Annotated in this window: 15 protein-coding genes; 9 read left to right on the forward strand and 6 right to left on the reverse strand. The window is 56.7% G+C overall.

Annotated elements, in window-relative coordinates:
* Window positions 1–252: 252 nt before the first annotated feature.
* Complete coding sequence (locus AAZT04_RS11765; RefSeq protein ID WP_020826958.1) at window positions 253–1,164, reverse strand: DMT family transporter; 912 nt, start codon at window positions 1,162–1,164, stop codon at window positions 253–255.
* Between the two features lie 124 nt (window positions 1,165–1,288).
* On the opposite strand from AAZT04_RS11765, the gene AAZT04_RS11770 reads away from it, so the two are divergent.
* Together AAZT04_RS11770 and AAZT04_RS11775 are read left to right on the forward strand one after the other, a co-directional pair.
* Entirely contained in the window at window positions 1,289–1,858 is a 570-nt protein-coding gene (locus tag AAZT04_RS11770) for a helix-turn-helix domain-containing protein (RefSeq protein ID WP_020826957.1), read from the forward strand.
* Between the two features lie 132 nt (window positions 1,859–1,990).
* Window positions 1,991–3,934 carry a DUF3857 domain-containing protein gene (locus AAZT04_RS11775; RefSeq protein ID WP_197820948.1) on the forward strand — a complete coding sequence of 648 codons (1,944 nt, stop codon included), beginning with the start codon at window positions 1,991–1,993 and terminating at the stop codon, window positions 3,932–3,934.
* Window positions 3,935–3,984: 50 nt separating this feature from the next.
* On the opposite strand, the gene ggt is transcribed toward AAZT04_RS11775, so the two are convergent.
* Both ggt and AAZT04_RS11785 read right to left on the reverse strand, forming a co-directional pair.
* Window positions 3,985–5,658: a gamma-glutamyltransferase gene (gene ggt, locus AAZT04_RS11780; protein WP_115058786.1), complete on the reverse strand. Its 1,674-nt coding sequence runs from the start codon at window positions 5,656–5,658 to the stop codon at window positions 3,985–3,987.
* 152 nt (window positions 5,659–5,810) lie between these two features.
* Window positions 5,811–6,674 carry a LysR family transcriptional regulator gene (locus AAZT04_RS11785; RefSeq protein WP_197820946.1) on the reverse strand — a complete coding sequence of 288 codons (864 nt, stop codon included), beginning with the start codon at window positions 6,672–6,674 and terminating at the stop codon, window positions 5,811–5,813.
* 148 nt (window positions 6,675–6,822) lie between these two features.
* Between AAZT04_RS11785 and AAZT04_RS11790 the strand changes: the two genes are divergently transcribed.
* Entirely contained in the window at window positions 6,823–7,953 is a 1,131-nt protein-coding gene (locus AAZT04_RS11790; RefSeq protein ID WP_129940630.1) for an agmatine deiminase family protein, read from the forward strand.
* 47 nt (window positions 7,954–8,000) lie between these two features.
* On the opposite strand, the gene fraE is transcribed toward AAZT04_RS11790, so the two are convergent.
* On the reverse strand, window positions 8,001–9,050 hold the full coding sequence (fraE, locus tag AAZT04_RS11795; protein ID WP_197820944.1) for a fructose-asparagine asparaginase: 1,050 nt from the start codon (window positions 9,048–9,050) through the stop codon (window positions 8,001–8,003).
* Window positions 9,051–9,202: 152 nt separating this feature from the next.
* Window positions 9,203–9,868, reverse strand: a complete 666-nt coding sequence (locus AAZT04_RS11800) for a TetR/AcrR family transcriptional regulator (protein ID WP_230090241.1) — start codon at window positions 9,866–9,868, stop codon at window positions 9,203–9,205.
* An 82-nt stretch (window positions 9,869–9,950) separates the two neighbouring features.
* Between AAZT04_RS11800 and AAZT04_RS11805 the strand changes: the two genes are divergently transcribed.
* From AAZT04_RS11805 to AAZT04_RS11825, 5 genes are all read left to right on the forward strand, one after another.
* Window positions 9,951–11,465: an MDR family MFS transporter gene (locus AAZT04_RS11805; RefSeq protein WP_197820942.1), complete on the forward strand. Its 1,515-nt coding sequence runs from the start codon at window positions 9,951–9,953 to the stop codon at window positions 11,463–11,465.
* Between the two features lie 151 nt (window positions 11,466–11,616).
* Entirely contained in the window at window positions 11,617–12,759 is a 1,143-nt protein-coding gene (locus tag AAZT04_RS11810) for an efflux RND transporter periplasmic adaptor subunit (RefSeq protein ID WP_176983558.1), read from the forward strand.
* Window positions 12,760–12,761: 2 nt separating this feature from the next.
* Window positions 12,762–15,914, forward strand: coding sequence for an efflux RND transporter permease subunit (locus AAZT04_RS11815; protein ID WP_434680160.1), 3,153 nt, complete (start codon window positions 12,762–12,764; stop codon window positions 15,912–15,914).
* Window position 15,915: 1 nt separating this feature from the next.
* The gene (locus AAZT04_RS11820; protein WP_434680162.1) at window positions 15,916–17,370 is read left to right on the forward strand and encodes an efflux transporter outer membrane subunit; all 1,455 of its coding nucleotides are present in this window, start codon (window positions 15,916–15,918) and stop codon (window positions 17,368–17,370) included.
* Window positions 17,371–17,551: 181 nt separating this feature from the next.
* The gene (locus tag AAZT04_RS11825) at window positions 17,552–17,929 is read left to right on the forward strand and encodes a DUF1493 family protein (protein ID WP_434680164.1); all 378 of its coding nucleotides are present in this window, start codon (window positions 17,552–17,554) and stop codon (window positions 17,927–17,929) included.
* Between the two features lie 90 nt (window positions 17,930–18,019).
* Here AAZT04_RS11825 and AAZT04_RS11830 read toward each other — a convergent pair whose 3' ends face one another.
* A complete protein-coding gene (locus AAZT04_RS11830; RefSeq protein WP_262033376.1) occupies window positions 18,020–18,589 on the reverse strand; it encodes a DJ-1/PfpI family protein in 570 nt (189 codons plus the stop codon).
* A gap of 196 nt (window positions 18,590–18,785) precedes the next feature.
* Between AAZT04_RS11830 and AAZT04_RS11835 the strand changes: the two genes are divergently transcribed.
* The gene (locus tag AAZT04_RS11835; RefSeq protein ID WP_334647359.1) at window positions 18,786–20,324 is read left to right on the forward strand and encodes a long-chain-fatty-acid--CoA ligase; all 1,539 of its coding nucleotides are present in this window, start codon (window positions 18,786–18,788) and stop codon (window positions 20,322–20,324) included.
* Window positions 20,325–20,366: the final 42 nt, after the last annotated feature.

Raw genomic sequence — 20,366 nt, forward strand, 5'->3', positions numbered from 1 at the left:
GCTTGAGAAGCGGGGCCACCAAGGCCCCGTTATCGTCAATAACGCACAGCTCATTCCAGTAACTGAAACGGATGCTCTGCTTCAGTCGGTCATTCCACACGTAGCGTGCCATCGTTAACTCCTCCCGTGTCTGGTTAAATAAATAACAGCTCTTGCCGGCCAGGGCGAATACGTTAATTCGCTGAGCTTTTGATATTTTTGGGATAGGCGTTTCGCTTATCATTCGGCAACGAACGGTTTTAAAAATCGCGCTCAGGGTTGTTGATCACCGACCACGCGCACGGGTTTTCTCGCCCGCACCAGTCGCCAGCCAAAGTTCATGCCCGCTGCCGCAAGCAAGATGGCGGCGGCGCCCGACAACTGCATCAGGCTAAGGCGGTGTCCGAATACCGCCCAGTCGACGATAATCGCCACCACGGGATAGATGAAAGACAACGCGCCTACCAGGGCAGTGGGGATTTTCTGGATGGCACTGTACAGCAGGGAAGACATCAGCCCGGTGTGAACCAGACCCAGGGTCGCCAGCAGCAACCAGCCGTTAGCCGTCGACGGCAGTTGGGCCCAGCCGGCGAACGGTGCCAGCAGTACGACGCCCAGAGTGAGCTGAATCAGCACGATCAGGTGCGGCGGCACCCCTTTCAAACGCTTGACGATCGCCGCCGCTACCGCATACATAAAGGCAGCGCCCAGCGCCAGCAACACGCCAGTGAAGTAATCGGCACTGGTATCGCCGCCATCTTGTTTACCGCTAATGATCAGCAACATGCCGACGAAGGCCAGTACCAGCCAGCCAAACTTGGTCGCCGTCATTTTTTCGCCGAAAAACAGCACCCCGAGCCCAACCAGCATAAAGGGCTGGACGTGGTAGGTGACGGTCGCCACCGCAATAGAGGCATGGCTGTAAGCGCCGAACAACATTACCCAGTTCAACACCAGGGCGACACCGCCCAGCACCGCAATGGCAGCCTGACGTCGGGTTAACATGTCTTTTTTAAGCAGGCCAAGCAGGGCGCAGGCGATCAGCATCGCTAGCGCGCCAAACGCGCAGCGCCAGAAAACCACCGTAGCGGGCGGTTGCCCCAGCAGCATTACCGGCCAGCCCACGGTTCCGGAAATGACCATGGCGAGGGTCATCTGTAATACGCCGCCGGTTCTTATCTTCATTTGCCTTCTCCCTGCTAGTGCGCTTGCCGCCGTTGGCGGTTATCATTAAAATGAACAATTGAACATTATGATGAACACTCGATGACTGTTCGTCAAGCCGAACAAACGAACGATATGGTGAACAATGAGCGACTTTGTCAGCAATAACGCTACGCCCATCGGCCTGCTTTCGGCCGCCATTCGCCGTGAACGCGAAAGATTGGGCCTCTCGGTTACCGAATTGGCTCGCCGAGCCGGGATTGCAAAATCGACGCTTTCTCAGTTGGAAACCGGCAGCGGCAACCCCAGCCTGGAAACCTTGTGGGCGTTGGCGATGGCGTTGGATGTGCCGGTCAGCCGGTTGATTTCTCAGCCACGCCAGCACGTACAGGTGATCCGCGCCCATGAAGGGGTGACCACGGTTTCCGAACAGGCCAACTACGCCGCCACTCTGTTGGCGACCTGCCCGCCAGGGGCACAGCGCGATATTTACCGTCTACAGGTTCAACCGGGCGAAGCCCGCATTTCGCGGCCGCATATGCCGGGCACCATTGAGCATGTGATTATCAGCAGTGGCAGGGCGCTAGTCGGGCCGACGGACCAACCGGTAGAATTGAACGCAGGGGATTACATCAGTTATTCCGCCGACCGCGAGCATATTTTTGACGCTTTGGAGAACGATACTACGGCTGTCATGTTGATAGAGCAGGGTTAGGTCGGGTACACCCGGCCGAATCGGTATTTTATTGAAAACGATTCTCAGTTGTATTAGTGTGCCGCTCTTGCGTCAGTGGTCAGCACCTTATCAATGTCACTGTTATCGTTTAAAAAACTTCAAGGAACGAAGATGAAAATTGTCATCCCTTCTCTCGTGTTGGCCGCTGGACTGGCGGCGACGCACCCGGCAACGCTGTTGGCCGTGGAAGCGCCGTCGGTCGCCACCAAGGATGCCGCCGTTAGCAATGATTTCAGCTTTGTGCGTTACCGCGCGGATTATCAAGTCCATGCCAATGCCAGCAACACCAAGACCGAGAGCTATGAGGTGCTGCTCAAAACCAAGGCGGCAGTCGAGAAGTTCAGCCAAATCCGCCTGAGCTACAGCGAAAAAATGGAAACGCTGAAGGTGGTTTCGGCCTATACGCTGACGGCCGATGGACAGCGCCATGATGTCGCGCCCGATCGCATTTATACCCAGGAAAGCTACTCCAGCGCCTCTGCGCCACTGTATGCCGATCGCAAGGTAAAGGTGATCGTCTTCTCCAACCTGGCACCCGGTTCTCGCGTGGTGTATCAGGTGTTGCGCACGCAAAATACCCCGTACTTCCCGGACTACTTCGGCCTGTGGGAGACCTTCAGCGTCTTTGACCAGTTTGATGACGCCGAGGTCAATTTACAGGCGCCGACCAATGTGCCGATGCATGTCTTTACCCGAGGAGTAGAGGGCGCAGATAAGCCGCAGATCCGCGACGGTCAGGCCCACTGGCGCTGGCATTACCGGCGCAGTGAACCGCTAGAAGCGCAAAACTGGTCGGCGAACAGCTGGACATTCAGCCCAACCATCATGGCCAGTACCTACCGCGAATGGCCACAGCTGGCCAAAGCCTATCAACAGAAAGCCAATCAGGCGGCCAAGGTGACCCCAGCGATCCAGGCATTGGCGGATAAAATTACCGACGGCATCAGCGACCGTCGTGAGCAGACGGCGGCGATTTATCGCTGGGTGGCACAGAATATTCGTTATGTGGCGGTCTATTTGGGCAACGGCGGGCTGGAGCCGAATTCGGCGCAGAGCATCCTGGATAACCACTATGGCGATTGCAAGGATCATGTGGTGATGCTCGAGGCGTTGCTGGCCGCCAAGGGCATCGTCAGTTCACCGGTGCTGATCGGCATGGATCAAGGGCCGATATTGCCGAAGGTGCCGCTGCTGGGGCGCTTTAACCACGCGATTACCTACGTGCCGGAGTTCAATCTGTATCTGGATTCTACCAGCCCCTGGGCGCGCTTTGGCCAACTGCCGGGGGCTGACCTTGGGGCTCCGGTCCTGCTGACGCGCGAAGCCAAATTGGCGCGTACCCCGGACAATGACGAACAGCGCAACAATACGTCGCTCAGCGTGGACTTCTACTTCGATAAAGCGGGCAATATGCGTGGCCAAACTGAACGCAAGCTGGGTGAGGTGGATGAGATCGACCTGAGAGGTTATTTCTCGCAAATCAATCAGCAGAACCGGGCGCGAGTCGAAGAGAACATCATGGCGTCCTCAGGCATTGATGGCCGTGGGGTTATCGCAATGCACGGCGATGCGTTCGATCTCAAAAAGCCGTTTGCCTACAGTTATAAATTCAAAGCCGAGGATTATGTCGATTTCAGCGTGGTGGGCGGTATGGCCGTACCGACGCCGCCCGGCGGCAAGTCTTTCCGTACGCTTTACTCGACGACGTCCGCCCCGACTAACGAAACGCCGTTCTTCTGCACCGCGCAGCAGTACGACGAGACCTATCGCCTGCACCTGCCCGCCAACGTGCCGATTATCGCCATCCCCAAGAACCAGCAGTTCAGCAATGCGGCCGGAAAATACCAGGTTGAATGGCAGCTCGAAGGGCAACAGGTGGTGGTCAATCATCGGCTACAGCTGAATGCCGTTCGCGGTAAGGACGCGCTCTGTCAGGCACAGGATTATCCTGCCTTCCGCGCATTGTTCCAGCAGGTTCGGCGCGGCTTCCGTGGCCAGGTAGTGTATGGCGAGCTGGCGAACGCCGGGGTTAATTCTGCTGTAGTCACTAAATAGAAACAAAAACACCGGGCGTACCTCTAACGGATCCGCCCGGTGTTTTATCGTTATTTTTTCACTACCAGCCCCACACCGCGGCCACGCGGATCGGAGGCGGTTTCCGGCGTGTCACCCTTGACGCGGATCGCCTGTATGTCCCCCATGTACCAGCCCTGATCTTCCAGTGTGTAACCCATCGCTTTCAACTGTTCAGCCACTTTGCCGGTCAGTGGAGCAAAAGCGTCGTAGAAGATAGTGTCTTTCGGCAACAGTTGGTGATGGACGCGCTGCGCGGCCACCGCTTGTTGCAGCGGTAACTGGTAGTCATAGAGATTGTTTATCACCTGGAAAATCGAGGTGAAAATGCGAGAACCGCCAGGGGTACCAATCACCAGACTAACGTTGCCGTCGCGGGTGATAATGGTCGGGCTCATGGACGAAAGCATGCGTTTACCCGGTTCAATGGCGTTGGCGTCGCTACCGACCACGCCAAAGGCATTGGCCACGCCCGGTTTGGCGCTGAAGTCGTCCATTTCGTCATTCAACAGGAAGCCTGCCCCTTTCACTACCACGCCGCTGCCGAAGTCCCAGTTTAGCGTATAGGTATTGCTGACCGCGTTACCCTGCGCGTCAACAATCGAGAAATGCGTGGTTTGATGGGGTTCCAACCCAGGCCGCACCTTCTCGGTCGGTGAAATGGCGGTCGGGTTGATCTCCGCAGCCCGCTTTTGCAAATAATCCGGGGCGACCAATTGAGCAACCGGCACTTTGGCAAAGTCAGGATCGCCGAGGTAATCGGCGCGATCGGCAAAGACGCGCTTTTCGATTTCCGACAGTAAGTGAATATAGCGGGCGGAGTTCAGCTCAACGCCTTTGAAATCGGCAGCACGATCTTCCTTTATGCCCAGCAACTGCGCCAGCGCGATGCCGCCGGAGCTCGGCAGCGGGGCGGTATAAAGGGTATTGCCGCGCCAGGCGATTTTCATCGGTTCGCGCCATTTCACCCGGTAGTCAGTCAGATCCTCCTGGGTGATCAGGCCGCCATCGCGTTGCATCTGGGCGATCAGCAGCTTGGCCGTTTCCCCCTGATAGAAGTCGTCAGCGCCTTTGTTGGCGATGCGTTCCAGCGTTTTGGCCAGCTCCGGCTGTTTAAACACCGCACCGGGTTTCATGCTGCCAAAGTAATCGCCGAAGTTGGTTTTGTCGGCGAACAGCTTATTGGCATCCTCACGGTATTGGTATTGCTGGCCGGCCACCTTAAAGCCTTGTTGCGCATAGCCGATAGCCGGGGTCAGCAGTTCTGCCCAGGGTAACTTGCCGAAGCGTTTATGCGCTTCCCACAGCCCGAGTACCGTGCCGGGTACGCCGGCGGCCTTGGTGCCCACCAGGCTGAGGTTCTCGATCACTTCGCCTTTTTCGTTGAGGTACATGGTTTTGGTGGCCGCTTTGGGGGCGACTTCCCGGTAGTCGAGGAAGTAGGGCTTGCCGTCGACGTACAGGGTCATAAAACCGCCGCCGCCGATGTTGCCGGCCTCCGGATAGGTCACTGCCAGCGTAAAGGCGGTGGCGACCGCAGCATCGACGGCATTACCGCCGGCCTGCAAAATTTGTGCGGCCACTTTGGCACCGTATTGATCCGGCGCCGCCACGGCACCGGCGTTCAGATTAGCGGCGAATACCGAAGGACTGAGGGTGGCCAGCGCCACGCTGAGTGCCAATGTTTTCAATAAACCAGTATGCATAGCCTTTCCTTTTCGAATTGAACGATGACAGGTGAATTCAATCTCAACAACCACTTAGCACCATTGTTTAAGCTTTTTCTGGCGCTTGATTGAAAGTAGCACCGCTCAATCCGCCGCGCTTTATCCGGCGTTTGGAAGCGTGAGGTAGAACGTTAAATCACCGCCGGTAATTGTGTTAGTAACCACTCACAAAAATGCCGGGCGAGCGGGTTGTTCTCGCTATCGCGATGAATAAGCCAGGCCCACTGAGGGCCACGCACGCTTTGCTCCGTCATCGGCTGCAACACCCCACGCGCCCGAGCCTGTTGCGCCAGCAGTTCGCTGACCAGAGCGATGCCCAGGCCGTCGCAGGCCGCATCCAACAGCAGGCCCGGATCGGAGAAGTTCAGGCCGTGGCTGCTTTGCCCAACGTTGGCGCCGCCCTGAACGGCCCAATGGCTCCAGTCCATCTCGCGTTCGCCGTGCAGGGTGGTGCGTTGTGCCTTGTCCTGTTTCAGCAGCTCAGGATGGCAAGCCGGATAGAGCCGATCCTGATGCAGCATTTTGAGGCTACATTCAATTTGCGCACTGAGATCGTCACGGATCGCCAGATCGACGGTTTCGGTCGCCATATCCGGCGGGTCGAAGGTGGTGAACAGCCAAAGGTCGATATCCGGGTGCTGCCGGTGGAAGCTTTTAAGGCGCGGAACCAGCCAGTGACGGGCGAACGCCGGCGTGGTGTTGACGATCAACTGGTTGGGTTTGCGGTATTGCTCCAGACGGCGGATGCCAACGGCCAACTGTTGCAGCATCACCTGGGCGGTGCTGTAGAGATCCTGACCGGCATCGGTCAGGCTGACGCTGCGGCCGCTACGGAAAAACAGCGGTTGCTCCAGGAAGGCTTCCAGGCTGCGAATTTGTTGGCTGATCGCCGACTGAGTGAGGTGCAGCTCATCGGCGGCCTGGTGGAAACTGCCCAGCCGGGCGGCGGCTTCAAAACCGCGCAGGGCGTTCATCGGGGGCCAGTGCTTTAACATTATTGATAAGCCTATCTAATCAGGTGTCCGCTAAATGTATCCTTTGTTTTACCCGGATTAAAGGGATTAACATAGCTGTTATCGACATCACGCCGTCTTTTGCTGAATAGTTTAGCTTATTGTTTTGGCGACAATACAGGAGCAAACCATGTCAACACGTCGTGAATTTATCAAACAGGCTTCCCTGATTGCCGGCATTAGCCTGACGGCCTCGATGGGGCTGGCATCATTGTCCAGCCACGCGGCTCAGAAAACGGCTGGCGGAAACTGGCGCATGCCCGATGAGGGTGAGCCTCAGCAATGCGCCTTTATCGCTTTTGGCGCACAGCGGGCGATTTGGGGGGCGTTCACGGCGGACGTGCAAGATGCTCTGGGGCGCATTGCCCGTGCTATCGCGGTTTACCAGCCGCTGACGGTATTTTGTCGCGAACGTGAACGAGAGTTAGCGGAGATAAAATGCGGCAGCCACAATGTGACCTTTGTCATTACCGAGCTCGATGATATTTGGATGCGCGATATCGCTGCCAATTTCGTTACCAACAATGCGGGTGAATTGGCGGCGGTGGACTTCAACTTTAACGGCTGGGGTAATAAGCAACGGCATGGAAAAGATGCTCAGTTGGCCGCTTTCCAGGCCAGACATTTCGGCGTTAACCCACTGCGCCGCAGCGCTTTGACAGGAGAAGGCGGTGGTATCGAGGTGGATGGTCATGGCACCGGCATCATGACCGAGAGCAGTTGGGTCAATCGCAACCGCAACCCTGGCTGGAGCCGTGAGCGGGTAGAGCAAGAGCTCAAAGCGATGCTGGGCCTGCGAAAAATCATCTGGCTGCCGGGGATTAAAGGCAAAGACATTACCGACGCTCACGTCGATTTTTACGCCCGTTTCGTCAGCCCAGGTGTGGTGATCGCCAATCTGGACAGCGATCCTGAGTCCTACGACCATCAGGTCACACTGGATCATTTGGCGATCCTCAAACAGGCCACGGATGCCGATGGCCGCAAGATACAGGTGCATACGGTGTCGCCACCGCTGGATCCACGCCGTAGCCGCTTCAGCAAGGGCAATGCGGATTTTGCCGCCGGTTACATCAATTACTTTGTCATCAACGGCGCGATTATCGCCCCGGAGTTTGGCGATGCCGAGGCGGATGCGGCAGCTTTGGCATTATTGACGGCGCTTTATCCGCAGCGTGAAGTGGTGCAGTTGAATATCGACGCTATCGCCGCCGGTGGTGGGGGCATCCACTGCGTGACCAGTCAGCTGCCGGCCGTTTAAGTCTTGTTACAACAGGGCCAGCCTTGGCCCTGTCGAGAGAACGTGGATCAATACGTGTGGAAGTAGTCCTGAATGACGCGAGGATTATGGGTTTTGGTCAGCGACAGCATCAGCAGAATACGCGCCTTGGCCGGGTTGAGCGAATCGGACACCAGGCCAGGTTGTCCGCTGTCCTCGGGGACAATACCGCTGCCGGTGCGGCTGGCGCGAACCACCAGCACACCGGCTTTCTCCGCTTTTTTGATCCCGGCAGAGCTGCGCACTGAAACCGAGCCGGCACCGGTGCCAGCGTAAACAATGCCATCCACTTTATGCTGAATGGCCGCATCGTACATGTATTCAGGGTCGTCCTGATAACCATAAATAATGTCGACTTTTGGCAACACCTTGACATCACGCACGTCAAATACCGAGCGAGTGGTGTGGATCTTGTCGACTCGGGTTTCAAAGTAGGGCTTGCCACCGACAATTACGCCCAGATAGCCTTCTTCCGGGGCTTTGAAGGTGTCCAGCGTGGTGGCGTTGGTTTTGGTGCTGAAACGGGCCGAGCCAATGCGATCGTTCAGAACGACCATAACGCCACGCCCCACGGACTGCTTGTCGGCGGCTACGGTGACCGCATCCAGCAGGTTCATTGGGCCGTCGGCGCTGATGGCCGTGGCAGGGCGCATCGCGGCGGTAAATACCACCGGTTTGTTGCTCTTGATCGTCAGATTAAGAAAGTACGGCGATTCGTCCAACGTATCGGTACCGTGCGTGATCACCACGCCATCCACATCACTGCGTGAAAGCAGCTCATTGACCCGCTTGGACAGCTTGAGCAGGATATCGCTGGTCATGTTTTCGCTGCCGATATTGGCAATCTGTTCGCCGTCTACGCGGGCGACTTTCTGCATTTCCGGCACCGCTGCAATCAGAGTTTCCACTCCCAGTGCCCCAGCCTTATAACCGGTGGTTTGTGTATTACTGGCCGCAGAGCCGGCGATGGTGCCGCCGGTGGCTAAAATCACGATGTGCGGTAAGTCCCCGGCGGCGCTTGCCACGCCGGCAAAGCTGAAGGTGAAGCAGATCAATGCCACTCTAAATGTTTGAAACATAAGCTACCCCTGATTAACAAGCCAAATTAGCAGGAGTAGCCAAAGCAAAAAGGGTGCCAGTTAGACAGTTAGCGGTAGCAGAGGACAAGGAGCCATACCGATGCGAAATGACGCTCGTTGGAGGAGCGAGTCGCACCAAAATGGATCTCGTTTTAGCGCTGCGGTCCCAGCCCGTAGCTTAATAATGCAATGGCGTGCCGCGCGATGACTTCAGCGCTCTGCGGGCCGTGGCTGTTGTTGTTGTCACGGTGCCATTTCGGCGCGGTGGCCAGTGGCAGCAGCGTCATGCCAAACAGGGTGATAAACAGCAAAGAGGGTTCCAGATCGGCACTCAGCTTGCCTTCTGCCTGCCAGCGCATAATCGACTTCAGGGCCGCTTTGCGCTGCGCATCACCAAAACGCTCATCCATCCGTTGCTTCAGTACGCCGTTATCACTCATCACTTCTCGCAACCACAGCGGGGCGAACCAGGGATGCGCGGTGGAGATATCGATAAACCTTTGGGCCAGTTGGGTGAAGGCGGCAATAGGATCGTCCGCATTGGCGTCGAAAACGCTGCCGGCGGCCAGCCGTACCGGCAGGAAACGTTCTTCGATCAGCACGTCCAGCAGCTGTTCGCGGTTGTGAAAATAGTAGTGGAGCATGGCGGGGGTGACGCCGGCTTCACGTGCAATGGCATTGAGCGAAGTATCGGCAATGCCTTGGCGGGCAAACAAATTAAGCGCCGTGTCCAGCAGGTGCTCGCGTTTTTCTGTGCCCTTGGTGCCGCCGCTCGGCCGACCAGGGCGGCGCGGGGCTTGAACGTTTTGTGCTGTCATCGCGGTGAGATCCATTGACCGGAGAAAAGAATCACTCATATATTAATTACTCGATTAATTAATTACAAGTGAGCTCATCTAAATGGGGATCAGTCATCTGGCAGGCAGTGAAGACAGCGGCAGGGCGTCTGGGCAGGCGCCCTCGATCCGGCTGTTGTTCTCCGCATTGCTGCTGGTCATGTTGCTGGCGGCACTCGATCAAACCATTGTCTCTACTGCATTACCGACCATTGTTGGCGAGTTCGGTGGCCTGGAAAATCTGTCGTGGGTAGTCACCGCCTATTTGCTGGCATCGACGATAGTGGTGCCGCTGTATGGCAAGTTCGGCGATCTGTTCGGGCGTAAAATCGTGCTGCAGATTGCTATTGTGGTCTTCCTGCTCGGCTCGGTGCTGTGCGGATTGGCGCAAAACATGACCCAGCTTATCCTGATGCGTGCCCTGCAGGGGCTGGGCGGTGGCGGTTTGCTGGTCGTCACCATGGCGGTGGTGGGCGATGTGATCCCGCCGGCCGAACGCGGACGCTATCAGGGCCTGTTTGGCGGCGTATTCGGCCTGGCGACGGTGGTGGGCCCGTTGATTGGTGGGGTGCTGGTGCAGCATTTCTCATGGCGCTGGATTTTCTATATCAACCTGCCGCTGGGGATTTTCGCGCTGTTGGTGATTGGGGGGGTGTTCCAATCCAGGGTCAATCGGGTCAAGCATGAAATCGATTTCCTGGGGGCCAGCTATCTGGCTGCCGCGCTGACCTGCATTATTTTGTTTACCAGTCAGGGCGGTACGGTCATGGCCTGGTCTGACGGGCAGCTGTGGTGCATTTTGGCCTTTGGTTTGGTGTCATTGGGCGGGTTTATCTACGAAGAACGCCTGGCGAGCGAGCCTATCATTCCGCTCGACTTATTCCGCAACAGGACCTTTTTGCTGTGCGCCTTGGTCGGCTTTATCGTCGGTATGTCGCTGTTTGGTTCGGTGACTTTCCTGCCGCTGTATTTGCAGGTGGTGAAGAATTCCACGCCGACCCAGGCCGGGATGCAGCTGCTGCCGCTGATGGGCGGGATCATGATCAGCTCCATCGTTAGCGGTCGGTTAATCAGTAAGCGCGGCAAATACCGTATTTTCCCGATTATAGGCACCTGCTGCGCCCTGGTAGGCATGATTCTGCTGGGGACGTTGAAAAACTCGACGCCGGTACATCTGCTGTATCTCTACATCAGCCTGCTGGGGTTGGGATTGGGTATGGTGATGCAGGTGATGATCCTGGCGGCGCAAAACAGCGTCGAGCCAAAACACATGGGCGTTGCCACTTCGAGCGCTACGCTGTTTCGCTCTATCGGCGGATCCATCGGGGTAGCCGTGTTTGGCGCGATTTTTACCAATGTGCTGCACAGTCGGTTGGCCAGCTTGCTGCCTGAAGGGACGGCGTTACCGCGTTCCTTGGGCGCGGCGGCGGTGCACCATCTGCCGTTGACGTTGCAGAACGACTATTTGCAAGCCTTTGGTGGGGCCATTCACTCGGTGTATCAGATTGCCGCCGGGGTCATGGCGCTGGCCTTTGCATTGACCTGGTTGCTGAAAGACGTGCCGCTTCGCCATAAGTAAAACCGCCAAAACCGGTGCGTAAAGCAGGCGCGCACCGGTTCTCCTCATGCTCTGCGATGCAATTTTACGCAATCCTTACGCAACCCTGTCAGACTAAAAACGGCGCTTTCTATATATTGAGAATAAACGTTCTCAATAGGATAGATAGTCGATGCAAAGGAAAAAGGTTTTACTTGTCAGCCTGTCGTTATTGCTGGCCGCTTGTGATGGCCAGAGCGGTGGAGCACCCGCCGGCGCCGGTGGCGTACAAGAAGTGGGTGTCGCGACGCTGCAGGCTCAACCGGTAACGCTGAGCAGCGATTTGACCGGCCGCGTGAACGCCACCATGACCTCGGACGTTCGTCCTCAGGTGGACGGCATTATCAAAAAGCGCCTGTTTACCGAAGGTGCCGAGGTCAAGGCCGGGCAGGTGTTGTATCAGATCGACCCCGCAACCTATCAGGCCAGCTACGATCAGGCTGTCGCTCAGTTGAAAAGCGCTGAGGCCACCGTGAAGTCCAGCCGCCTGAAGGCGCAGCGTTACGCCGCACTGGTAAAAGAGAATGGCGTTTCCAAACAGGATGCGGATGATGCCATGGCGACCTATCTGGAGGCGGTTGCCGCCGTCGCACAGTATCAGGCCTCTTTGGAGTCGGCCAAAATCAATCTCGCGTACACTCAGGTGCGCGCGCCTATCTCCGGCCGTATCGGCATTTCCTCTGTGACACCGGGCGCTTTGGTGACCGCCAGTCAGACCGACGCCCTGGCGACCATTCGCGCGCTCGATCCGATTTATGTCGATCTCACTCAGTCCAGCAGTCAATTGCTCAAACTGCGTAAACAGCAGGCATCGCTGCAACGTGACGATGTCACGCCGGTAGCCATCAAACTCGAGGACGGCACGCCATATACCCACCCCGGTAAACTGGAGCTGACGGAAGTGGCGGTAGACGAGTCGACCGGCTCCGTCACCTTGCGTGCGGTGTTCCCTAATCCCGAGCACGAATTGCTGCCCGGCATGTATGTTCACGCCACGGTAGACAACGGCGTCGATCCCAAGGGGATTTTGGCGCCTCAGCAGGGGATCACCCGTAACGCCAAGGGCGAAGCCACTGCGCTGGTTGTTAACGCGCAAAACAAAGTGGAGCAACGCACGGTCATTACCGAACAGGTTATCGGCAGCAACTGGCTGGTCAGCAAGGGCCTGAATGCCGGTGACCGTCTGATCGTTGAAGGCACCAATAAGGTGGCTGCAGGCGTTGAGGTCAAAGCGGTTGATGTGAAACAACCGACGGCTAACGGCGGGGAGCAGTAACCATGGCGCAGTTCTTTATTCGGCGACCGGTTTTCGCCTGGGTGATTGCGATCATCATCATGCTGTGTGGGCTGATGTCGATCAACTCGCTGCCCATTTCGCAATATCCGGACGTCTCCCCACCGCAGATTTCCATCTCCGCCACCTATCCGGGTGCCGATGCCGAGACGCTGGAAAACAGCGTTACTCAGGTCATCGAACAGCAGCTTACCGGGCTGGACGGGCTGCTTTACTTTTCAGCCACCAGCAGCTCCGACGGTTCTGTGAGTATTAATGTGACTTTCGACCAGGGCACCGATCCGGATATCGCGCAGGTGCAGGTGCAAAACAAGGTGCAGCAGGCGGAAAGCCGCTTGCCTACCGAGGTCACCGCGCAAGGGGTTACGGTCAAAAAATCTCAGAGCAGTTTCTTGCTGATCGTCGGTCTGTATGATGAAACCGACAAGGCCAGCATGGCGGACATTTCCGACTATCTGGTGAGCAACATTCAGGATCCGCTGTCGCGCATCGAAGGGGTTGGCGATGTGCAGGTATTCGGATCGGAATACGCCATGCGCATCTGGCTTGACCCGACCAAGCTGGCGTCCTTTTCACTGATGCCTTCCGACGTATCAACGGCAATAGAAGCGCAAAATACCCAGGTTTCCGCCGGTAAGGTCGGCGATTTACCGTCCGGTGCCGATCAGCAGCTAACCGCCACGGTAAAAGCGCAGTCGCGCTTGCAAACGCCGGAGCAGTTCCGCAACATCATTCTCAAGAGTGACAGCAGCGGCGCACTGGTGCGCCTGGGCGACGTTGCGCGGGTAGAGTTGGGCAACGAGGATTACTCTTCCAGCGCCCGGTTGAATGGCCATCCAGCCTCCGGGATTGCGGTCAAGCTGGCCGCCGGTGCCAATGCGCTCAACACCGCCAAGCTGGTCAAAGCCAAAGTGGCGGAATATCAGACTTCAATGCCGAACGGTTACAAGGTGGCCTACCCGAAAGACAGCACCGATTTTATTAATATCTCGATCGAAGAGGTGGTGAAAACGCTGATAGAGGCGGTGGTGTTGGTGGTGATCGTGATGTTTGTGTTCCTGCAAAACCTGCGTACTACGCTGATCCCGACCATTACCGTGCCGGTGGTGCTGTTGGGCACCTTTGGCGTGCTCGCCGCCTTCGGCTATTCGATCAATACCCTGACGCTGTTTGGCATGGTGCTGGCGATCGGCCTATTGGTGGATGACGCCATTGTGGTGGTGGAAAACGTCGAGCGCGTGATGCGGGAAGAGAAGCTGCCGCCGCGTGAGGCGACGGAAAAATCGATGAAGGAGATCACCGGGGCTCTGGTTGGTATCGCCATGGTGCTGTCGGCGGTGTTCCTGCCGATGGCGTTCTTTGGCGGCTCCACCGGGGTTATCTACCGTCAGTTCTCCGTTACCATCGTGGCGTCGATGGTGCTGTCGGTGATTCTGGCGCTGACGCTGGCACCGGCATTGTGTGCCACTTTGCTCAAACCAGCTCATGACGATCTGACCGATAAGGGCCTGCTGGGTAAATTTAACCGTGGCTATAACCGTCTGCAGGAGAAATACGCCGATAAGGTCGCCCGGGTGATACACAGCCCAATGCGCTATCTGCTGCTGTATGGTCTGTTATTGATCGCCGCCGCCGTGATGTATATGCGGCTGCCGACCGGCTTCTTGCCCAATGAAGATCAGGGCGTGGTAATGGTGCAATACACCTTGCCTGCTGGCGCGACCGATGCCAGGACATCAGCGGTCAGCGACGCGGTAAAAGATTACTTCCTCACCGACGAGAAGGCCAACGTCAGCACCATTTTCACCATCAACGGTTTTGGTTTCAGCGGCAGCGGGCAAAACGCCGGTATGGCCTTCGTCAGTCTCAAGGACTGGAGCCAGCGGCCAGGCAGTGCCAACACCGCCGATGCCATTGCCAAACGCGCAATGGCGCACTTTGCCACTATCCGCGATGCCCAGGTGTTCTCGATGAGCCCACCGGCGATCGACGGTTTCGGCCAGTCCGACGGTTTCACCTTCGAACTGCAGGCTAAAGGGGCTACCACCCGTGCGGAGTTGCAAGTGATGCGTGACCAGATCATCGCCGCCGCCGGGAAAAACCCGAGTCTGAGCGCGGTGCGCGCCAACACCCTGCCGGATACGCCACAGCTGCAGGTAGACATCGACAACGACAAACTGCAGGCGCTGGGCCTGAGCGCCGGCGACGTCAGCAGCACGCTCACCAGCGCGTTCGGCAGCACCTACATCAACGACTTTATCGACCGTAACCGGGTGAAAAAGGTCTATATGCAGGGTGACGTCGAGTATCGGTCAAAGCCGGAGGATCTCGATAAGTGGTTTGTTCGCGGCACCTCCAGCAGCACGACCAGCATGACGCCGTTCTCTGCCTTTGCCTCTTCACATTGGATTTACGGGCCGGAAAACCTGTCGCGTTATAACGGACTGTCCTCGTTTGAAATCACCGGCGAGGGCGCGCCCGGTACCAGTTCAGGCACGGCAATGGACGAGATGGAAAAACTGGCATCACAGTTCTCTTCCGCCAGCAGCTTCTCCTGGAGCGGGTTGTCTTATCAGGAACGTCTGACCAGCGGGCAGGCGGCATCGTTGTATGCCATTTCGTTGGTGGTGGTGTTCCTGTGCCTGGCGGCGCTGTATGAGAGCTGGTCAATTCCGTTTGCCGTGATGATGGTGGTGCCGATGGGCGTGGTGGGATCCCTGCTGGCCATCACGCTGCGCGGGCTGGAAAACGACATTTATTTCCAGGTGGCGCTATTAACCATCATCGGCCTGTCGGCCAAGAACGCCATTCTGATCGTTGAATTCGCTGAAGAAAATTACCAGCGCGGCGAAGCCTTGATCGCCGCCGCCGTTGAGGCTTCCCGTATGCGCCTGCGTCCTATTCTGATGACCTCTCTGGCATTCAGCGCCGGCGTATTGCCCTTGGCGGTTTCCAGCGGCGCCGGGGCCAACAGCCGGATCGCCATAGGTACCGGGATCATCGGCGGCACCATTACGGCGACATTACTGGCAATCTTCTTCGTTCCTTTGTTCTACGTATTGGTACGCCGGATGTTTTCCCGCCAAACAACCTCCGCCAAACCAACAGAAAACACTGCGCCGCAGGCAGGAGAATAACGTGCTGCAACGTTTAATCACTTTGACCTTTCCGCTGGTGCTGGCGGGGTGTATCTCGCTGGATCCGGATTATCAACGCCCGCAGGCGCCGGTGCCCTCAACGCTGCCGCAAGGGGCCGCTTATACTGCGCCCTCGGGTAAATTGTCATTAAGCTATCCGGACATCCCATGGCGTGACTATGTGGTCGATAGCCGGTTACGGCAGGTGGTGAAGATGGGGCTGAGCAGCAGTCGCGATTTACGCGAGGCCATTGCCAACATCGAATCTGCCCGGGCGCTCTACGGTGAGCAACGTGCCGATCTGTTTCCTACCATCAATGCCGGAGTGGACGGCAGTCGTGGCCGGGCATTGACCGGTAATGGCAATGCCACGGCGATCAGCCAAAGTTATGAAGCGACGGCAAGCACCAGTTCTTTCGAGCTGGATCTGTTTGGCAAAAATCGCAGCCTGACTCGCGCTAAATTCGAGAGCTATTTGGCGGAGTCAGAAGCGGCGAAAAGTACCCGTTTGGCGCTGATTGCCGACACCGTGACCGACTGGGTAAATGTGGCGGCCGCACGCAGCAATCTGGCCGCTGCCAAAGGCACCATGGAAAGTGCCAAACAGTCGTTGGCGATAACGCGCAAGAATCAGCAAAACGGTATTTTGTCGATGGTTGACGTGGCGTCGGCGGAGACGGTCTATCAGCAGGCGCGTTCGGACGTGGCCAGCTACACCACCAGCGCGGCGCAGGCGAAAAATGCGCTGGATCTGGTGGTCGGGCAAAGCGTGCCGGAGAGCCTGTTGCCTGATGGGATCGAAGCGTTGTCTGGCATCATGAAAGATATACCGGGCAATGTGTCGTCGCAGGTGCTGCTGAACCGTCCGGACGTGCTGGAGGCCGAGCATAACCTGAAGGCTGCCAATGCCAATATCGGTTCCGCCAGAGCGGCGTTCTTCCCGTCTATCAGTCTGACCGCCAGCGGCGGGGTGGGCAGTGGAGAACTGTCATCCCTGTTTAGTCAGGGGGCGGGCGTTTGGTCGTTCGCACCGAGCATCAGCCTGCCGATCTTTACCGGTGGCTATAATACGGCGCAGTTGAATTACACCAAGGCGCAGAAAGACCTCTACGTCGCCACCTATGAAAAAGCGGTGCAGACGGCATTCCAGGAAACGGCCGATGCGTTGGCACGCAAGGGCACAATTCAGGAACAGTTAGCGGCGCAAATCGGCTATGTGGCGGCCTCGCAGGAATATTATCGCCTGGCGGAGCTGCGTTACCGCCATGGCGTGGATACCTATCTGGTGATGTTGGACGCGCAGCGAACGCTATATACCGCCCAGCAGTCGCTGATTGCTGCTCGCCAAACCGAATATCAGAACCTGATTACTCTGTATAAAGTGCTGGGTGGGGGCATCGCGGCAGAAAAGCAGGGCGATGGCGTGGTTGCCAACAATAGATCTTTAACCCAATAAGATTTAGCCCAGGCAATAATTAAATAACGCAGTGTGATGATAGCGCGCTGCGTTTTTTATATTTATTCTGTGGTGGAAGTGTAAAGAAAGGGAAAATGACCAGACGATGGAGAACTCGCCACAATCAGCAGGGTCTGAATAATATCGCATCATCCCCGCGGCCAAATATATTGAGGTTGAAATGGAAAGTGATATTCAGCAACAGGTCATTTCAGTGATTGATCGCTATAATTCACCCAGCATGCTTAAAAAGGGAGTTGCCGTTACTCTCAATACGGAAATAAACAAAGAGCTGCACCTCTCCTTGCCAATGTCGGAAACGCTGATGCGTGGCTATTTCGACGCCTTTCTCATCGACAGCAGCAATTACAATCATGAGCTGTATTTTCGTCAGGAGTCAAAGTCGGCGTTATTGTTCTCCTCATCAAATCGTCGCGCGAATCACTGGGATCTTGAAATGGAAAGGATCCGGCCATTGTATGTTTATATGCTGGTGCGATCCGCACGGGCCAAACGCTGGCTTTACGACATCCACTTTCTGATTGAACAATTAAAATGATATCGCGATATTCCCAATATTGGATGAGTTAACTCATCGCGCCGAATGCCGTTTCAGGCCCGCAAAGAAATTGCGGGCCTTTTAACGGAGTTATTGTGCCAGTAGCTCGGCAAATTTCGCCAGCCATTGCGGATGCGCCGGCCAGGCAGGGGCGGTCACCAGATTGCCGTCAACATGGGCCTGATCGATACCGATATCCGCAAAGTGGCCACCGGCCAGTTGCACTTCCGGGGCGCAGGTCGGATAGGCGCTGCAGGTTCTGCCTTTCAACACTCCGGCGGCGGCCAACAGCTGCGGGCCGTGACACACCGCGGCGATGGGTTTGCGTGCGGCGTCAAAAGCCTGCACCAGCTTGATCACCTGCGGGTTCAGGCGCAGATACTCGGGCGCTCTGCCGCCGGGGATCAACAGCGCGTCGTAGTCTTCTTCTTTTGCCGCGGCAAAGTCGGCATTCAGGGTGAAACGGTGGCCAGGTTTTTCACTGTAGGTCTGCGCGCCGTCGAAATCATGGATTGCCGTCATGATGTAATCACCCTTGGCCTTGTCCGGGCAGACGGCATCCACCTGATGACCAATCATCTGCAATGCCTGAAAGGGCACCATGGTTTCATAATCTTCAGCGTAATCACCAACCAGCATCAGGATCTTTTTCTTGCTCATACGGGGATCTCCGGGATGAATAATCCCTAACATATAGCCTACCGGTGTGTGGAACGCGAACCTGCTTCTGGCGCAGGTGCATCTATACTAATTTTACCGCCGGAGGCGGTTCAGGGAGATCAACCTCAGTGAGGTGGCGCAGTATCTCAATTATCGACTCACCGGGCTTCCCGGTTTCTGTTCATGAGACCCCCATATGCTTAATTTGGCCACATTGCTTGAAGAGAGTGCGCGTACTTTCCCCGATCGTCTGGCGCTGGTTCAGGACGAATTCCAGCTTAGCTATGGCGAACTCGATCAGCTCGCCAATCAGGTTGCCCATCTGCTGAGGGTTCGGGGCGTGAAACCGGGGGAGCGGGTGGCGTTGGCCTGCCCAAACCGTTGGGAGTTTCCGGCGATTTACTTCGGCATTCTCAAAGCGGGTGCGGTGGTGGTGCCGTTAAATACCTTGCTGAAGGCGGGGGAGTTTGAATACTACCTGCAGGATTCGCAGGCGGTGGCCTTCTTTTGTTTTGAAGGGGGCCATGGATTAACCTTGGGGGAAGAGGCAAAAATCGCGTTCGATGCCACGCAACCGTGCCGCGACTTTATTATTATCGGTGACAGGCTGCCGCTGAGCGGTGACCGCTTCAGCCAGGCCATTCGCCAGCAACCTACCGATTTTGACAGCGCCAGCACCCTGGAGTCCGACACCGCAGTGATCCTCTACACCAGCGGAACCACCGGCCGTGCCAAAGGTGCGGAGTTGACCCATTCCAACCTGGTGTTGAATGCGCTGGGTTCGGTACAGTTATTCAATAGCTCGGTTGAACGCCCCGATCGCCATTTGGTAACGCTGCCGCTGTTCCATACTTTCGGCTCAACCGTCCAGATGAATGCCGGCTTCGCCTTGGGAGCAACGCTGGTGCTGGTGCCCCGTTTTGATGCAAAGCTGGCTATCTCGCTGATGCAAAAGCACGCCATCACTTTTTTCGCCGGCGTACCTACCATGTATTGGGCACTGCTGAACGCGTTGGACAACAGTGTAGATCTGGCGCTGTTGCGCAAAAATTTACGCATGGCGGTCTCCGGCGGGGCCAGTTTGCCGGTGCAAATCATTGAAGATTTTGCCCGTCGTTTCGGCGTTAACATTCTGGAGGGGTACGGGCTGTCGGAAACCAGCCCGGTCGCTACCTTCAATCACCCAGGACGCGTCAACAAAGTGGGGTCTATCGGCCAACCGATCTGGGGCGTTGAAGTCCGGCTGGTTGATGTCACCGGCAAAACGATAACGGAGATCGATCAGGTCGGTGAGTTAGCGGTGCGCGGTCACAACGTGATGAAAGGTTATCTTAATCGCCCGGAGGCCACGGCCGAGGTTCTGGAAAACGGCTGGTTTAGAACCGGCGATCTGGCACGGCGCGACGCCGATGGGTTTTATTTTATCGTCGACAGGTCGAAAGACGTGATTATCCGGGGCGGCTTTAACGTTTATCCGCGTGAAGTGGAGGAACTGATGATTCGCCACCCGGCGGTTTCGTTTGTGGCGGTGATCGGGGTGCCGCATCCGTCGCTGGGAGAGGAAATTAAAGCGGTAGTTGTGTTGAAAGATCTGGACGAGGCGGTAACGGAAGAAGCCTTGATTACCTGGACCAAAGAGAGACTGGCGGCGTTTAAATATCCGCGTATCGTGGAGTTTGTCGAGCGGTTACCGATGACCAGCACCGGAAAGGTGTTGAAAAGGTTGCTGCGTTAGAAGGGGATATTTTGAAATGATCCCGGCCTGCAGTGCAAGCCG

The sequence above is a fragment of the Serratia sp. Je.1.23.a genome (assembly GCF_051129805.1).
GTDB classification, from domain to species: domain Bacteria; phylum Pseudomonadota; class Gammaproteobacteria; order Enterobacterales; family Enterobacteriaceae; genus Serratia; species Serratia liquefaciens.

What these genes read in the sequence shown, in the direction of transcription:
- AAZT04_RS11835 (WP_334647359.1), top strand. Translation starts at nt 18,786, where the DNA reads ATGCTTAATTTGGCCACATTGCTTGAAGAGAGTGCGCGTACTTTCCCC.
- AAZT04_RS11770 (WP_020826957.1), top strand. Translation starts at nt 1,289, where the DNA reads ATGAGCGACTTTGTCAGCAATAACGCTACGCCCATCGGCCTGCTTTCG.
- AAZT04_RS11800 (WP_230090241.1), bottom strand. Translation starts at nt 9,868, where the DNA reads ATGACAGCACAAAACGTTCAAGCCCCGCGCCGCCCTGGTCGGCCGAGC.
- AAZT04_RS11815 (WP_434680160.1), top strand. Translation starts at nt 12,762, where the DNA reads ATGGCGCAGTTCTTTATTCGGCGACCGGTTTTCGCCTGGGTGATTGCG.
- AAZT04_RS11805 (WP_197820942.1), top strand. Translation starts at nt 9,951, where the DNA reads ATGGGGATCAGTCATCTGGCAGGCAGTGAAGACAGCGGCAGGGCGTCT.
- fraE (WP_197820944.1), bottom strand. Translation starts at nt 9,050, where the DNA reads ATGTTTCAAACATTTAGAGTGGCATTGATCTGCTTCACCTTCAGCTTT.
- AAZT04_RS11775 (WP_197820948.1), top strand. Translation starts at nt 1,991, where the DNA reads ATGAAAATTGTCATCCCTTCTCTCGTGTTGGCCGCTGGACTGGCGGCG.
- AAZT04_RS11810 (WP_176983558.1), top strand. Translation starts at nt 11,617, where the DNA reads ATGCAAAGGAAAAAGGTTTTACTTGTCAGCCTGTCGTTATTGCTGGCC.
- AAZT04_RS11765 (WP_020826958.1), bottom strand. Translation starts at nt 1,164, where the DNA reads ATGAAGATAAGAACCGGCGGCGTATTACAGATGACCCTCGCCATGGTC.
- AAZT04_RS11790 (WP_129940630.1), top strand. Translation starts at nt 6,823, where the DNA reads ATGTCAACACGTCGTGAATTTATCAAACAGGCTTCCCTGATTGCCGGC.
- AAZT04_RS11825 (WP_434680164.1), top strand. Translation starts at nt 17,552, where the DNA reads ATGGAAAGTGATATTCAGCAACAGGTCATTTCAGTGATTGATCGCTAT.
- AAZT04_RS11830 (WP_262033376.1), bottom strand. Translation starts at nt 18,589, where the DNA reads ATGAGCAAGAAAAAGATCCTGATGCTGGTTGGTGATTACGCTGAAGAT.
- ggt (WP_115058786.1), bottom strand. Translation starts at nt 5,658, where the DNA reads ATGCATACTGGTTTATTGAAAACATTGGCACTCAGCGTGGCGCTGGCC.
- AAZT04_RS11785 (WP_197820946.1), bottom strand. Translation starts at nt 6,674, where the DNA reads ATGTTAAAGCACTGGCCCCCGATGAACGCCCTGCGCGGTTTTGAAGCC.